Origin of the sequence: Glutamicibacter sp. B1 (assembly GCF_039602135.1) — a bacterium.
Classification (GTDB): domain Bacteria; phylum Actinomycetota; class Actinomycetes; order Actinomycetales; family Micrococcaceae; genus Glutamicibacter; species Glutamicibacter ectropisis.
Genome location: NZ_CP125942.1, coordinates 1,268,793 through 1,283,638, shown reverse-complemented (window position 1 = coordinate 1,283,638; position 14,846 = coordinate 1,268,793). Strand labels below are relative to the sequence as shown.

Genomic DNA, 14,846 nt, shown 5'->3' with positions numbered 1-14,846 from the left:
TGCTTAGACAGAGCGAAAATTTGACTAGTCCAGCTTGATCATTCTCCGTCCCGCTCCTGTACCGGTTTTTCAGCTGTCGGCTAGGCAAAGCGAACAATGCGCGTTGCGCGAATAGAATGGGAGCATCATGGCGCTTAGCATTACGTACCCCGAAGCCCTCCCGGTCTCAGCCCGTCGCACGGACATCCTCACAGCGGTGCGCGAAAATCAGGTAATAGTCATTGCCGGCGAAACCGGTTCGGGCAAAACCACGCAGTTGCCCAAGATGCTCATCGAACTCGGACTGGCCGAGCAGGGCATGATCGGGCACACCCAGCCCCGCCGCCTTGCCGCGCGCACCGTTGCCGAGCGTATTGCCGAGGAAATGGGCACACAGATCGGCGATGAAGTCGGTTTCCATGTGCGCTTCACCGGTGAAGTTTCACGCCAGACCAAGCTGAAAGTCATGACCGACGGCATCCTGCTGGCCGAGATTCAGCGTGACCGGCTGTTGAAAAAATACTCGGCGATCATCATCGATGAGGCCCACGAGCGTAGCCTGAACATCGACTTTTTGCTCGGTTACCTCAAACAGATCATGCCTCAGCGGCCCGAGCTGAAGATCATCATCACCTCGGCCACGATCGACCCCGAACGATTTGCTGCACACTTTGGTACCACCTTGCCCAACGGCGAGCTGCAGCCGGCCCCGATCATTGAGGTTTCCGGGCGCACCTTCCCGGTAGAACTGCGCTACCGTCCCCTGCAGGCCGAAGCCGAACCTGAAGACGAAGACGGCGATGCGAACTCGCTGGAAGAAGAACGTGATCCGCTCGATGCGGTCACCGATGCGGTTAGGGAGCTGAGCGGCGAAGCACCGGGAGACATCCTGATCTTCTTCTCCGGTGAGCGCGAAATCCGTGACGCCGCCGAGGCCCTGCGCGCCCTGGTCACCTCAAATAAGCGCATGCCCCGCTATGAGGTCTTGCCACTGTTCGCCCGACTGTCGCTGGCCGAGCAACACCGGGTGTTCCATCCCTGGGGCAACCCGCGTATCATCCTAGCCACCAACGTGGCAGAAACCTCGCTGACCGTTCCGGGAATCAAGTACGTCATTGATACCGGCACCGCCCGCATTTCACGCTATTCGCACCGCACCAAGGTGCAGCGCCTACCGATTGAACGCGTCTCCCAAGCCAGCGCCAACCAGCGTTCGGGTCGTTGTGGTCGTGTCTCGGAGGGCATCGCGATCCGCCTGTACTCTGAGTCCGACTATGACTCGCGCCCCGAGTTCACCGACCCGGAAATTCTGCGCACCAATCTAGCCAGCGTGATCTTGCAGATGATCTCCATGGGTGTGGTGGCCTCAGCCGCCGAGGTCGCACAGTTCCCGTTTGTGCAACCACCCGAGGCCCGCGCCATCACCGATGGTGTGAACCTGCTGCGCGAACTTGGCGCTCTGGAATCCACCAAGGCCGCCAAGCTCACGCAGATCGGGCGCAAGCTAGCCCAATTGCCACTTGATGTGCGTCTGGGCCGCATGATCGTCGAATCCGCGGATCGCGGCGTGGCCAAGGAGGTCATGGTGCTCGCCGCTGGGCTGAGCATCCAAGACCCGCGCGAACGTCCCAGCGAGGAGACCGGCCAACGCGATCGTGCCGTGGAACTTCACAAGCGATTTGTGGACGAGAAATCGGACTTTATCGGAATACTGAACCTCTGGGCCTACCTGCAGGAGCAACAAAAAGAGTTGTCCTCTTCGGCCTTCCGCCGGCTGTGCAAGGCAGAGTTCATCAACTACCTGCGCGTGCGTGAGTGGCAGGACTTGTTCACCCAGCTACGCCAGTTGGCCAAACCGCTGGGGATCACGGTGGCGGCCGCGCCGATCGATCCGGCCGCGAACGAAGACCAAGTCCACAAGTCGTTGCTGGCCGGGTTGCTCGGGCATATTGGCCTCTACGATGAGCGTAAGCGCGACTATCTGGGTGCACGCGGCACCCGCTTTGCGATCTTCCCTGGTTCGGGTCTGTTCAAAAAGTCGCCGACCTGGATCATGTCCGCTGAGCTGGTGGAAACCTCGCGCCTGTGGGCCCGCGTGAATGCGAGCATCGCCCCGGAATGGGTCGAAGAAGTGGCTCCCCAGCTGCTCAAACGCACCCATTCAGAACCACATTGGTCCAAGCGCACCGGCTCGGTCATGGGTTATGAGAAGGTCACGCTCTTTGGCCTGCCGATTATTCCGCGGCGCCAATTCCACTATTGGCGGGTGGATCCCGATCTTGCGCGTGAGCTTTTTATTCGCCATGCCCTGGTCGAGGGTGACTGGCGCACCCATCACAAGTTCTTCGCCAAGAACCGGGCACTGCTCGAAGAAGTGGAAGAGCTTGAAACCCGCATGCGCCGGCATGATTTGCGCATTAGCGACGAGGACCTCTTTGCGTTCTACGATGCTCGGGTCGGGGCCCAGGTATATTCCGAGCGGCACTTTGATCGCTGGTGGAAAAAGGCGCGCGCTACCGACCCCACACTGCTGGATTTTGATCCCGAGGCGCTGTTGGCTGAGGGCGAGCCGCTTGATGAGAGCCTGTTCCCCACGACTTGGCAACTGGGATCCATTCACCTGCCACTGAGTTACGAGTACAACCCCGCAGCTTCCGGGAATGAGGGCGACGGAGTTTCGCTTCGCGTCCCGGTGGTCTTCCTCAACCAGCTGGAGCCTGCGCGTTTTGCCTGGCTAATTCCTGGTCTGCGCCATGAACTGATCACTGCGCTGATTCGGTCCATGCCCAAGTCCATTCGCAAGAACTTTGTTCCTGCCCCGGATGTGGCGGGTAAGGCCTTGGAGATGCTCAACGCTGATTTTGATCCGGCCACCGATGATTTGGCCGAGTCTTTGGCCTTGGTCCTGCGCCGGCTTCGGGGCATGGTGGTGGATCCGGGAGTTTTCGACTTCACCACTCTTCCGGCCCACCTGCGCTTTGGTTTCACCGTCACCGATGCCTCGGGCAAGGTGCTCGGTCAGGGTGATGATCTTGCGGCCCTGCAATACAAGTTCGCCGCGGCCAACCGGGCGGCCTTGGCCAGTGGGGTCAACTCCCCTGGCTCCGTCGCATCTAGTTCCGTCAATCCCCGCACCACTAAACCCGGCAAACCGGGCCAACCCGCACCCGCTGCGAAGAACCGCAAAAAGTCGGCGAATAGCGCGCAGGCCGGCGCTTGGGATCAGAAAGCCTTGGAAACCTGGCCACAGTTGGCGGCCGCCGGCGAAACCCTGGGTGATACCCTGCCGGCCAAGGTGACCACCACCGTGATGGGACAGCAGATCACCGCGTTCCCGGGCCTGAATGATAACGGTTCCACGGTGGACCTCACGGTCTTCCGTAATGAGTCCGAACGCGATGCCGCGCACCGTTCGGGGGTGATCCGCCTGTTGATGCTGCGTTTGCCACCGGCTGCCAAGTTTGTGATTTCTCACCTGAACAATGCGGAGAAACTGGTCTTTACGCAGAACCCGCACGGGTCGATCGACAAGTTGATCGCCGACTGCACGATGGCTGCGGTGGATCAGTTGGTCCCCGAAAAACTGCCCATGAAGCGTGCCGAGTTTGAGGCGTTGTTCGAAACCGTCCGCGCCGAGCAGATCGATACCATCTTCACCATCACCGCGGTGGTCGCCAAGGTGTTTGCTGCCTCCACACGCATCAACAAGGATTTGAAGAACACCAAGTCACTGGCCATGTTCGCGGCGGTCTCCGATATCCGTTCGCAGTTGGAACAGCTGATTTATCCGGGCTTCATCGCTGCCACCGGGGCGGCGAATCTGCTGCGCCTGCCACGCTATGTGCAAGGTATCGAGAAGCGTTTGGAGAAGCTGCGTGGCGGAGCGGTCACCCGTGACTCTCAGGCACTGGTAATCATCCAGAAGCTGGAGGATGAGTACGATACCGCCCTGGAACGCGTGCCTCAGGGCGCCCGCGTCCCGGCCACGCTGGCGCAGGTGAAGTGGATGCTCGAAGAAATGCGCATCTCGCTGTTTGCCCAAGAACTGGGCACTGCCTATTCGGTGAGCGAAAAGCGCATCCGCAAGGCCATCAAGGACGGCTTGGCGGAACTATAGCGGCCAGCTCAGGATGCCCACGTACACCGCCGTGCCACCGAGCACGCTGAGTACGGCGTTGGATTTGAACAGGTGCAGACCTATGGTGGTCGCGAGTGCGGCGGCCACCGGCCACGCCACTGCTAGGTCCATGATGCCTGCCGGAATCGTGGAAGCGAGCAGTACCACCATAATTCCCAGTGGCATGCGCCCGGCCAGATAGTTGATGAAGTCGTTGCTGCGTAATTTGGTGATGAAGGTAAAAGGCAGCGCGCGCAAGGCAAAGGTCAGTGCTGCGCTGAGCGCAATGGCCGAAAACAGGTAGAGATTATCGGGCATGACTTCCTTCTGATTCCTTGGTTCCGCGGCGCAGCAAATAGGCCACCGATAAGCCGATCAAAAACATCACCATAGCCACCACCATCATGCTTTGCGGTGCGATCCAGCTGGCCACGACGGCACTAATCAAGGCCAAGAGCGAGAGCGGCAGACTCCGGTAGGCCTTATAGGCTTCGATCGCCAGGACGGTGAACAGCGCCGTCACCGCAAAGTCCAGGCCCTTGATCGACTCAGGGATCAGCCCGGTCAGCAGCGCGCCAGCGAGCACGCTGATCGTCCAGCTGGCGTGGAACAGCGACTGGATGCTCAGGATCCGGGCCGAAGAATAGTTCTCACGTTCAGCTTCCATCGTCAGCGCGTAGGCCTCGTCGGTCAGCGCGAACATGCTGTAGGCCTTGGCCCCTCTGCCGCGAACCTTGTGCAGGGGAAAAGAGATCGCGTAAAACACGTGGCGAAAGTTCACGACCATGGTGGTCAGCGCAATGTGCGAAAGTGGCGCTGCGACGGCCAGCAGACCGATCAGCAAAAATTCCAAGGAGCCGGCGAAAACCAACCCGGCCAGTAGCGGGGCCGACCACCACGGCAGCCCGGTGCGTACCAGTAGCACGCCCAGCGCCAACCCCAAGGGAATCACCGCTAGGCAGGCGGGAAGGACATTGTGCGCTCCGAGCCTGATCTGCTGCCATCGGCTGCCAACAGCTGCAGGTTTCATAGACTTAATTGCCAACTTTTCGAACATGTAGCAATATTAGGAAATTTGAGACCAAATATGGTTGCTAATTCTAGCTAATCCGACCCTCAAATAAGCAATAATAGGCACATGGACGATTTAGACCGCGCAATTATTGCCGAACTCGAAAATGACGCGCGCATCAGCAATCTGGAACTCTCGCGCCGGGTAGGTCTAACCCCTGCTCCCTGCCTGCGTCGTGTCCAACGTTTGGAGGCCGAGGGAATCATCGCCGGCTACAAGGCGATTATCAATCCCAAAGCCTACGGACGTGGCTTCGAAGTCACCGTGGCCATCGACGTCGAGATGAACAACGAGCACAGCCTCGATGAATTTGAAACAGCCGTGAACAGGGTCGAAGGAGTCACCGAAATTCGCCGCCTCTACGGCCAGCCAGACTATTTCTTGCGCATCCAAGTGGCCGACGCCGAGGCCTACGATCGGGACCTGGTTCCCAAACTCACCGCCCTGCCCGCGGTCCGGCGCGTCACCTCACATATGACCATGCGCCGCGTCAAAGGTTAGCTAGCCGCCGGAACGACGACGACCTGAACCTCGTCTTCGTAGATGATTCGGCCGGGGTCCGCGCTCTCCAACCGTTCCCAAGGAACCTGATGCGCGTCGAGCAGCCTCAAATATGGTTCGACGCGCTCCAGCAGGTGGTGGGCACCATCTTTAAACCACGCGGCCGCACCCGGGTTGATTCGATGATCGTAAACGTCCGGATCCGTATCGCTTGGGTTCGGGTAGGCCGCGTTGTACCAGTCGTTGCCGGCACGCCAGATCGCATGTTGCTCAGCCGTGAGCTTACCGTCGCGGCCCAACACATTGGCCAAGCCGAAGATCCCCGGATGCACCCCGCGCGCATTAGCCCGCGTCGACTGGTAACGAATATACCTAGGCTTCGGGGACAAATTCGCCGTGACCGTCAGCCACCAAGCCCGCGCGCAACACCTGCGCGTTATGATCCATGGCCTTCGGATCGGGATTATCAGCAGCATTGGAGAGGTCAAAATCGGCCAGCGAGTTGGTCGGCCACACGTGCACATGCAGGTGCGGAACCTCAAATCCAGCGATCATCAGCCCGGCACGCTGCGCACCAAAGACCCGCTTCTGGGTCTGCCCAATCTTCTGGGCGACCAAGGTCAGGTGCGTGAGCAACTCTTCGGAAGCGTCGGTAAACTCGTCGATCTCCTGCCGAGGAACTACCAGGGCATGCCCGTCAGACAGCGGTCCAATGGACAAGAAAGCCACACAGGTCTCGTCTTTCCATACGAACCGGCCTGGGATCTGGCCCTCGATAATTTTGCTAAACAGCGTACTCATTGCTGCCTTTCGTTGCTAAATAGACGTCTAGTGAGTGGAAATCTAGTTGCGGTGCTTCTCATCGCTGGTCGCCACCGGAGCCTGCGGGTACGAGCAGTATTCAGACCAGCTTCCAGGGTACAGGCCCAGCTCAATCCCGGCGCTGGCCGCGGCCAGGACCTGATGGGCTGCGGTAATTCCCGACCCGCAATAGGCCGCCGATCCACCCTGCACCGCACCAAGCTTTTCGAAGGCTGCCCGCAATACCTCGGGGCTGTAGAAACGGGCTTGCTCATCGAGATTATCGGTGGTGGGACGGTTCAGTGCCCCGGGGATGTGCCCGGCCACCGGGTCCACAGGTTCTTGGATCCCCAAATAGCGCACCGTGGCTCGCGAATCGATCAGCACCCCGGCCAGAGATTCCAGCTCGTCGAATTCCACCACCGGCATCCGACCCCATGACAGCGACACGGTTCCGGCCCGAGCCTGCCCAGGTTCAGTAGAAACTTCTCCGCCGGCCTGCTTCCAGGCTTCCAGTCCCCCATCAAGCACCTGCACCTGCTCAAACCCGGCATGACGCAATAGCCACCACGCCCGAGCCGCCGCCAACGCACCAGAGTCGTCATAGACCACCACATGGCTGTCATCATTAATTCCCCAGCGCCGAGCCGCCGCCTCAAAATCTGCAGGCAAAGGCAGCGGATGCCGACCGGTATGCTCGCCCACTGAGCCTGATAGCTCGCGTTCAAGGTCGACGAACACCGCCGAAGGAATGTGGCCGAGCGCATACTGTTGCGCGCCGTCGTCCCGGCCAAGGGTCCATCGAACATCCAGGAGCACACACTGCTTTTCTCCGAGCTCTTGCAGCTCGCGGGCAGAAATCAAGGGATTCATCGACGCTACCTCGCTAGCAGTTCTTCAACTTTGGTTTCCACGCCGACTTCTAGCCGCCGGAATTCACTGCCATCGCGCCCAGCAATCGCACCGAGCTGACGATCGAACAACGCGGTGCCACGCTCGTTGAGCAACCCATCATGGATCGGAGCCCACGTTGCCGCCTTAACCGCTACCGCAAAATCTGCGGCTTCAGACATCTTGGCCCACGGTGCCATTACCGGCAGCAGAAGCAGGTCTACCGGCACACCAACAGGGACATGGTAGTTATCGCCCGGGTGGTACACGACCGGCTGGCCCACCGCGTGGTCCCCCAGGATGTACCCCACGTTCGCGACCAAATCGATGGATCGGTGGATCGTGGCATGCGTACCTCCCACCGCTCGCACCTTAATCCCGCCGACGATCAAGTCCGCCCCGGCGCAGACCGTATGCACCTGCGCAGCCACCGCTGCCGGCAGTTGTTCGCGCAGTTTGTCCGCCAGCACCGCCGGCGCGTAGACCTCTAGTACGGAGTTAGCATTCAACGCTTGGACGATCGCAGCTTCATCGGCGTGATCGGCGTGTTCATGGGTGATCAACACCGCATTCTTGCCCTCAAATGCACCAGTCAGATCCGAAAAAACGCCGGGATCCAGCAGTAACGAACCATCGATCGTACTTAGTTCGATGCAGGAATGGCCTCTGGTTTTGATACGCATATCCTTAGCCTAGGCTCCCCGCCCCGCCCGTACCAGCGCCAGACACGCAACATCTGGGAAAGTTGGCTAAAATTGAGTGGAACTACTGGCGACCGGCGCAGATTTTCGCCTTGTTGCCAGCCCTCAACGAAGTCAAGGAATGGTGCACCTAGATGTCCCAGCCAGAAACCCGGATCACCAAACAGCGACTGGCTGTCACCCAGGCATTAAGCGAGATCGACGATTTCGCCACTGCCCAGCAGCTTCACCGTTGGTTGCAAGATTCCGAGAAAAAGGTTTCCCTGGCCACCGTGTACCGACTGCTGCAGTCCATGGCCGACGACGGTCTACTCGACGTCCTTCGTAGTGGCGACGGAGAAGCCCGTTTCCGCCAATGCGTGACCGAAACACACCACCACCACCTCGTGTGTCGCTCTTGCTCTAAGACTGTCGAAGTTCAAGCACCTTCGGTCGAACGCTGGGCCGCACGAGTCGCTGCCGAGCATTATTTTTCCGACCCCGAACACACGGTTGAGATCTACGGCCTCTGCGCCGATTGCCGCGCTAAGAACGCCACCAAGGCCTAGTTCCCCACCGGTTTCTTAGCTTTAGATACCCGTCAATCCGTCTCTGACCTGTCACATCAACGTGTTCTAAAAGTTATCCACCCGCAACCAAATAATCGAAGACATATTCGATTATCAGGCGTAAAATAAGAATATGTCCGAAACAACGATCCCCAACCCAGGGAACCCCACCCCAGAACACCACGACGCGTTCACCGCCGTGATCAAAGGCATGGAAGCCACCCTGGCACAGATCGAAGAACACGGCACCACCGAAGAATGCTTAGCGACCATCAACCAACTCGAAAACGCGATCTCCTCCCTGCACTACCACCAAGCAGCCCTCGCCCACCAAACAGAGATCACCATCGTTCAAGAAAACACCGAACGCGGGAACTTCAAACAACTCAACCGCGGCGCCGCAGCAAACATCGCATTAGCCCGCAAAACAGACCCCCACGGTTACAGCGAATACCTAGAGAACTGTCGCATCCTGTTCAACGACACCCCACACCTAGCTGCTGCTTACAGTCGTGGTGAATTCACGGAAGCGCAAATGCGGGCGATCCTCACCCCACTAGCCCAGGTCAAAGCCCGCCGCCGCACCGAATTTGATGACCTCTACGCCCAAAACCCACACATGTTCGCTAACTTGGGCACCAAGAAAATCAGTGACAAGGTCAAAGACTTCACCCTCACCTACGCCTCGGATGATCAGTGCAAAGAGCAAAAGAGTGCGGAAGAGCAGCGTCGTATCAAGTTCACACCCCACCCGTCGACCGGGATGATGAGCATCCACGCAGAACTGCCCCTGATCGCAGGGATCGCCATGAAGAACGCGGTGAAAACCAGGTCGAAGAGCCTGAAATCTCTTGGCGATGAACGAACCCGGGCGCAGATTGAAGCGGACTACCTCGCGAGTTTCTGCACTCACCCGGAAGCCAAAGTCCCAGTGCAGGTCAGTGTTGGGTTGATCATGACCGATAAAACCCTGTTCTTGGGTGACCGGCAGCCAGCCTACCTTGAAGGGTACGGGGTGATCGCACCCCAGTACGCCAGGGAGCTACTGGCTGGTGAAGAGATCCTGAACAACATGACGTTGGCGGAAATGGCAACCACCCGACCACCAGCATTCATCAACGCCCTAGAAGCCACCGCAGAACTGGTTCGTCTTTACACGGCTCCAGGGGACAAAGAACTAATCGCGATGGATTCTAAAGCGCGGATCTTCCCGGAGAAACTCAAGAAGTTCATCAGGATGCGTGACCGAAGGTGCCGCACCCCCTTCTGTGACGGAACCATTGAAGAGATTGATCATGTGACCCAAGTGTATCTAGGTGGGCATACGTGTGTGACTAACGGGGATGGACGCTGTAAGTTCTGTAATCAAGCCAAGGAAACCCCGGGATGGCAAGAGTTTGTCCTCAGTAACGGTTTACATAAGTTGAAGATCGCGACCGGGATGGGGCCGACGTATCATTCCACGGCGCCACCGGCGACGGGGTTCGCTCATCAACCCTATAAGCAGTGCATGAGTGAAGCGGAGTGGGTGCAGACCTTTGAGGCCTGGTTGAATCAGCCACCAGACCCCGGTAGTGAACCACCCGGAAAAGATGATGGTCCGCCGGATGTTGAAGACCTCGCGGCATAACCATGCTCAGTGGTTGGTTGGATATACGAATCGCCCCAGAAAAGACCTGGGGCGATCCACAAACTATCGTTTAGACCTGGTGGCGGCGTCGTGGAGAACGCGCATACTCAATACCGCGACAAACAACGTAGGTCATGAACGAAATCGTTGTGACGTACGGGCTAATTGGAAGAGCACCAGCAAGCGCCAGCAAGATTCCACCAACTACTGCCAATTCCGCAAATGCAATTGAAAGCACTACGGTCAGTACCGGGTTAGACGTAACGCGCATTGCCGCCGCGGCAGGAGTAATAAGCAATGCAAGAACTAGCAGTGCACCAACGACCTGGATGGTCACTGCCACCGCAAGCGCCAAGATCACCATGAAGAAGATGGATAATCCTGAGGTGCGGACACCGCGTGCATTTGCAACCACTGGATCCACTGAAGCAAATGTTAGTGGGCGCCAAATGAGAATCAAGGCGAGAACAACTACTAGCGACAAGACCAGCATGCCATTGAGTTGAACATCGTCAACAGCGACAATCTGGCCAGTTAGCAGACCAAACTTATTCGCACTACGTCCCTCATACAACGATAAGAATAAGATGCCCAATCCAAGCCCGAAGGGCATCAGTACGCCAGTAATGGAATTACGGTCTCGGGCTCTTGTCCCTAAGAATCCAAGGATCAGGGCTGCAATAAGCGAGCCAAATACCGAACCGGTGACGACATCCGCGCCAATGAGCAACGCAAACGAGGCACCAGCGAATGACAACTCCGCGATGCCGTGAACAGCGAATGCCATATCGCGCATCATGATAAAGATGCCGATCAAGCCACCAACGACCCCTAATACTGCACCGGCGATTAGTGAGTTGGAAACTAGCGGCAAGAGTTGTGCGTAGTCATTGAAGTTAAAGGCCTTGTCGATGAAATCCGAAAAGTTCATGTCTTACTCCTACTTCCCGGTTTCCAGTTCGATATCTTCAGCATGATCATGGCCATCTGCGGGCAGCGCGGCTGAGCCGTCTCCGGAAACCACCACGATTCGCTCGTTTACGCGAAGCACTTCTACCGGCGCACCGTAAAGTTCGGTGAGCACCGAAGACTGCATAACCTCATCGACAGTGCCAAGATGGAACCGGCCTTCGGCTAGGTACAACACTCGATCAACGTACGGAAGAATCGGGTTAATCTCGTGAGTCACAAAAATGACAGCACTATCGCGCTCCACCGCCTGGCGGTGAATCACCTCGCTGATTGCCTGCTGATGATGCAAGTCCAACGACAACAACGGTTCATCGCACAACAGCACCCGAGGGTTACCAGCCAAGGCTTGCGCAGCGCGCAATCGTTGCTGCTCGCCTCCGGATAAATCGGAGACCGGACGGTTGGCATAACCGCTGGCTCCAACCATGTCCAGCAGCTCATCAACCTGCCTGCGCACCGATCGACGACTCAGGCGAATACCCAACTTCGCGCCGTCTAAACCTAGGGCGACGAGATCCCGGGCACGCAAAGGAACGTTGTCCCCAAATGGGCGTTGCTGAGGAATCAACCCAACAGAAGACGATCCCCGGCGTACCGATTCCCCAGCGATGGATACGGACCCACGTTTGAGTGAGGTGGTACCAAGCATGGTATTGATAAAGCTGGTCTTGCCCGAGCCATTTGGTCCCAAAACTGCAAGAAACTCGCCCGCAGCAATGGATAGGTTGAGCTCATCCCAGAGCACACGAGACCCGTAGGCCAAACGTGCATCCTCAAATCGGACAATGGGGCTAGATGACATGAAATGCTTTCTAAACTGCGCGGATGGTGGTTGTCCAGCGACGAAAAACTGCGGCACCCTTTGGGGTGCCGCAGTCAATCTTACCAGTTGCGATTCATTCGCAATACGACTCAGCCTGGTGAGCTTCGCCTATTTTTCTTGTTTCTCGCTACGTGGCGGTGAAGTGCGCTTTCGGGTGGTGTCGGTAATTTCTCCCACCAAGACCTCAATGATGTCTTCGAGGAACACCACACCGATGGCGGAACCAGCGTCGTCAACTACCACCGAGAGGTGGTTGCCTTCTTGACGCATCTCTTCCAGAGCTTCCTCAATTTCGGTGTCCTGGCCCAATTGACCCAGTGGATGCAACGGCAAATCCCGAAGCGGTTGAGTCGAATGCGCATCGTCGATCAACATCACGTCTTTGACGTGCCAATAACCTACGGGAACATCGTTTTTGGTGATCAGCATGCGCGAGAATCCGGTCTTGCCAACCTTCTTCTCAAACTCGCGAGCAGTGGTTTCTCCCCATTCCAAGGTGAACAAGTCATCCAGTGGAACCATGCAGCTCTGGGCGGTCACCGTGGAGAATTCCAGTGCCTTGGTCAGACGCAACGCATTATCCTCATCCAATGTGCCCTCTTCCGAGGAGGTATCGATGATGGAACGAACTTCGTCAGCAGTATAGGAACTGGAGACTTCGTCCTTAGGTTCGATGCCAAAAGCATGCAGCACCAAGTTCGCCAGACCGTTGAGCATCGAGGTGATCGGCTTGAGGACCTTAGACAACCCCACCAGTGGCGCAGCCAAAAGCATTACGGCTTTATCAGCCACGGAAACCGAGATGTTCTTCGGTACCATTTCGCCAAAGGTCACGTGCAGGAAGGTCACCAGTACTAGCGCGATCAAAAAGGCCACAGTGTCGGCGACGGATTCAGCCATACCGATCATGGTCAACGGTTCCGCCAACAAGTGGTGGATCGCTGGTTCAGAAATGTTCAGAATCAACAGCGAACACACGGTAATACCGAGCTGGCATACTGCGAGCATCACCGAGACATGCTCCATGGCATACAGCGCCAGTTTCGCACGCTTATTTCCCTCGTCCGCCAAGGGTTCAATCTGTGAACGACGAGCGCTCATGACCGCGAACTCGCCGGCAACAAAAAACGCGTTGAATAACAAGAGAACTACTAGCCAGATCAGGCCCATAAAATCATGCATTGTCGGCCTCCTGACTTGGGGCTGACGGTTCGAAACGGACCTGGGCGATGCGACGGCCATCCAGCTCTGTCACGGTAAAAATGCCACTTTCGGTCTCTACCTGATCGTTGAGTTCAGCCAAACGACCCAATTCGGAGAGCATGAACCCGCCGATGGTCTCGTAAGAGGACTCCTCGGGAATCACGTCGTGGTCAAAGTTTTCATTCACTTGGTCGGGCCGGAACATCCCAGGGAACAGCCAACTGCCGTTCGGCTGCGTAACGGCCTGATCTTCGTCCTCATCGTGCTCGTCGGAAACTTCGCCGACGATTTCTTCGACGAGGTCTTCCAAGGTGACCAGCCCTGCGGTTCCACCATATTCATCCATCACGATCGCGATCTGGAACTCCGCTGCACGCAGTTGTTCCAAGAGCACGTCGAGGTGAATGGTTTCCGGAACATACAGCGCGTCACGGGCGAATTCACCGACCTGCAATGCCGCCCGGCGTTCGCGCGGCACCGAGACCACGGCTTTGACGTGGCAGATGCCTTGGATTTCGTCGCTGGATCCTTCGATCACAGGGAAACGGGAGAAACCGGTATCCGCACTGACCTCAATCAGCTCGGACAGTGGCGCTTGCGAATCGATGGTGGACATCGAGGTACGTGGCGTCATCACGTCGGCGGCGGTTCGTTCGGAAAACTCGATGGTGGATTCCACAAATCGTGCGGTCTGCACATCCAGGGTTCCCAGCTGAGCCGAGCGTCGCACCAGCGAGGCCAGCTCCTGCGAGGAACGCGCAGCAGAAATCTCTTCCTTAGCTTCCAGTCCGAAGAACCGGTGCAACACGGAGTTGGAGAACCCGTTGAGCACCACGATGGCCGGCTTGAAGATGGCGGTAAACACCAGTTGCGGACGTGCCAACAACTTACCGACCGTCATAGCCTGGGCGATGGCCATGTTTTTAGGAACCAATTCGCCGATCAGCATCGAAAGCAAGGTGGCCACGACCAAGGCCACAACGACGGAGATCGCGACGGAGCTGGCTTCGGGGATGCCGACCTTTTCCATCAGCGGTTCGAGCAAAGAACTCATGGCCGGTTCCAGGACATAACCGGTGAGCAAAGTCGTCAGGGTGATGCCCAATTGGCAGCTGGAGAGCTGAGTGGACAGTGAGGTAAGGCATTGAAGTAGTGGCTTGGCACCACGTTCGCCGCGGTCGACGGCGTTTTGCACCGAACTTTTATCGAGGGCGACCAAGGAGAATTCCACGGCCACGAAGAAGCCAGTGCCGAGAATCAGCAAGAGGCCAAGAAGTATAAAGAGCCAATCCATAGGTGGTTACCGCCACCTATTCATGGGCATAAGTATGTGAGGTTCGCTACCGTTACGACGGCAACTAGAAGGCTCCAATCGGGAACCGGAACCTGCTGAACATGGACTGTGTTGGCCGGCACTGCGCCCGTGGGCGGCACACCGGCTTGGAGAGTGTGATTCCATAGTGCGATTTAGTCTATCGAACGATGACCCGTTGCGCACCACTTCGACATTCCGGCGTTCAACGGTAGCTTTGCCACGATCAACGGGATGTTATAAACGACACTTTCGTGAGATTACATACGTGCCGTGGCCAAGAGCGCGTTAAAGTC

At 57.5% G+C, this 14,846-nt stretch carries 14 protein-coding genes; 4 read left to right on the top strand and 10 right to left on the bottom strand.

Features of this window, described 5'->3' with window-relative positions; all coding sequences use genetic code 11:
• Positions 1–127 precede the first annotated feature (127 nt).
• Positions 128–4,096, top strand: a complete 3,969-nt coding sequence (hrpA, locus tag QMQ05_RS06025; protein ID WP_345473835.1) for an ATP-dependent RNA helicase HrpA — start codon at positions 128–130, stop codon at positions 4,094–4,096.
• Here hrpA and QMQ05_RS06020 read toward each other — a convergent pair.
• Together QMQ05_RS06020 and QMQ05_RS06015 are read right to left on the bottom strand one after the other, a co-directional pair.
• Complete coding sequence (locus tag QMQ05_RS06020) at positions 4,091–4,414, bottom strand: branched-chain amino acid transporter permease (protein WP_345473833.1); 324 nt, start codon at positions 4,412–4,414, stop codon at positions 4,091–4,093. The genes hrpA and QMQ05_RS06020 overlap by 6 nt on opposite strands.
• Positions 4,404–5,126: an AzlC family ABC transporter permease gene (locus QMQ05_RS06015; RefSeq protein ID WP_345473831.1), complete on the bottom strand. Its 723-nt coding sequence runs from the start codon at positions 5,124–5,126 to the stop codon at positions 4,404–4,406. Before QMQ05_RS06015 ends, QMQ05_RS06020 begins: the two co-directional genes overlap by 11 nt.
• 108 nt (positions 5,127–5,234) lie before the next feature.
• Between QMQ05_RS06015 and QMQ05_RS06010 the strand changes: the two genes are divergently transcribed.
• The gene (locus QMQ05_RS06010) at positions 5,235–5,669 is read left to right on the top strand and encodes an Lrp/AsnC family transcriptional regulator (protein ID WP_345473827.1); all 435 of its coding nucleotides are present in this window, start codon (positions 5,235–5,237) and stop codon (positions 5,667–5,669) included.
• On the opposite strand, the gene QMQ05_RS06005 is transcribed toward QMQ05_RS06010, so the two are convergent.
• Genes QMQ05_RS06005 through QMQ05_RS05990 form a run of 4 tightly spaced genes read right to left on the bottom strand, consistent with a single transcriptional unit; the run spans position 5,666 to position 8,044 of the window.
• Positions 5,666–6,001 carry a hypothetical protein gene (locus QMQ05_RS06005; protein WP_345473825.1) on the bottom strand — a complete coding sequence of 112 codons (336 nt, stop codon included), beginning with the start codon at positions 5,999–6,001 and terminating at the stop codon, positions 5,666–5,668. The two genes, QMQ05_RS06010 and QMQ05_RS06005, sit on opposite strands and share 4 nt — an antisense overlap.
• A 40-nt stretch (positions 6,002–6,041) precedes the next feature.
• Positions 6,042–6,470 carry an HIT family protein gene (locus QMQ05_RS06000; protein WP_345473823.1) on the bottom strand — a complete coding sequence of 143 codons (429 nt, stop codon included), beginning with the start codon at positions 6,468–6,470 and terminating at the stop codon, positions 6,042–6,044.
• A 42-nt stretch (positions 6,471–6,512) separates the two neighbouring features.
• Entirely contained in the window at positions 6,513–7,343 is an 831-nt protein-coding gene (locus QMQ05_RS05995) for a sulfurtransferase (RefSeq protein ID WP_345473821.1), read from the bottom strand.
• A gap of 5 nt (positions 7,344–7,348) precedes the next feature.
• Entirely contained in the window at positions 7,349–8,044 is a 696-nt protein-coding gene (locus tag QMQ05_RS05990; protein WP_345473819.1) for an MBL fold metallo-hydrolase, read from the bottom strand.
• Between the two features lie 152 nt (positions 8,045–8,196).
• Here QMQ05_RS05990 and QMQ05_RS05985 point away from each other — a divergent pair, with 152 nt between their 5' ends.
• The gene (locus QMQ05_RS05985) at positions 8,197–8,610 is read left to right on the top strand and encodes a Fur family transcriptional regulator (protein ID WP_345473818.1); all 414 of its coding nucleotides are present in this window, start codon (positions 8,197–8,199) and stop codon (positions 8,608–8,610) included.
• A 133-nt stretch (positions 8,611–8,743) separates the two neighbouring features.
• Positions 8,744–10,240, top strand: a complete 1,497-nt coding sequence (locus QMQ05_RS05980; protein WP_345473816.1) for an HNH endonuclease — start codon at positions 8,744–8,746, stop codon at positions 10,238–10,240.
• Between the two features lie 70 nt (positions 10,241–10,310).
• Here QMQ05_RS05980 and QMQ05_RS05975 read toward each other — a convergent pair whose 3' ends face one another.
• From QMQ05_RS05975 to QMQ05_RS05960, 4 genes are all read right to left on the bottom strand, one after another.
• Positions 10,311–11,171, bottom strand: coding sequence for a metal ABC transporter permease (locus QMQ05_RS05975; RefSeq protein WP_345473814.1), 861 nt, complete (start codon positions 11,169–11,171; stop codon positions 10,311–10,313).
• Between the two features lie 9 nt (positions 11,172–11,180).
• Positions 11,181–12,014 carry a metal ABC transporter ATP-binding protein gene (locus tag QMQ05_RS05970; protein WP_345473812.1) on the bottom strand — a complete coding sequence of 278 codons (834 nt, stop codon included), beginning with the start codon at positions 12,012–12,014 and terminating at the stop codon, positions 11,181–11,183.
• A gap of 129 nt (positions 12,015–12,143) precedes the next feature.
• A complete protein-coding gene (locus QMQ05_RS05965) occupies positions 12,144–13,217 on the bottom strand; it encodes a hemolysin family protein (RefSeq protein ID WP_345473809.1) in 1,074 nt (357 codons plus the stop codon).
• On the bottom strand, positions 13,210–14,532 hold the full coding sequence (locus tag QMQ05_RS05960) for a hemolysin family protein (protein WP_345473807.1): 1,323 nt from the start codon (positions 14,530–14,532) through the stop codon (positions 13,210–13,212). Before QMQ05_RS05960 ends, QMQ05_RS05965 begins: the two co-directional genes overlap by 8 nt.
• Positions 14,533–14,846: the final 314 nt, after the last annotated feature.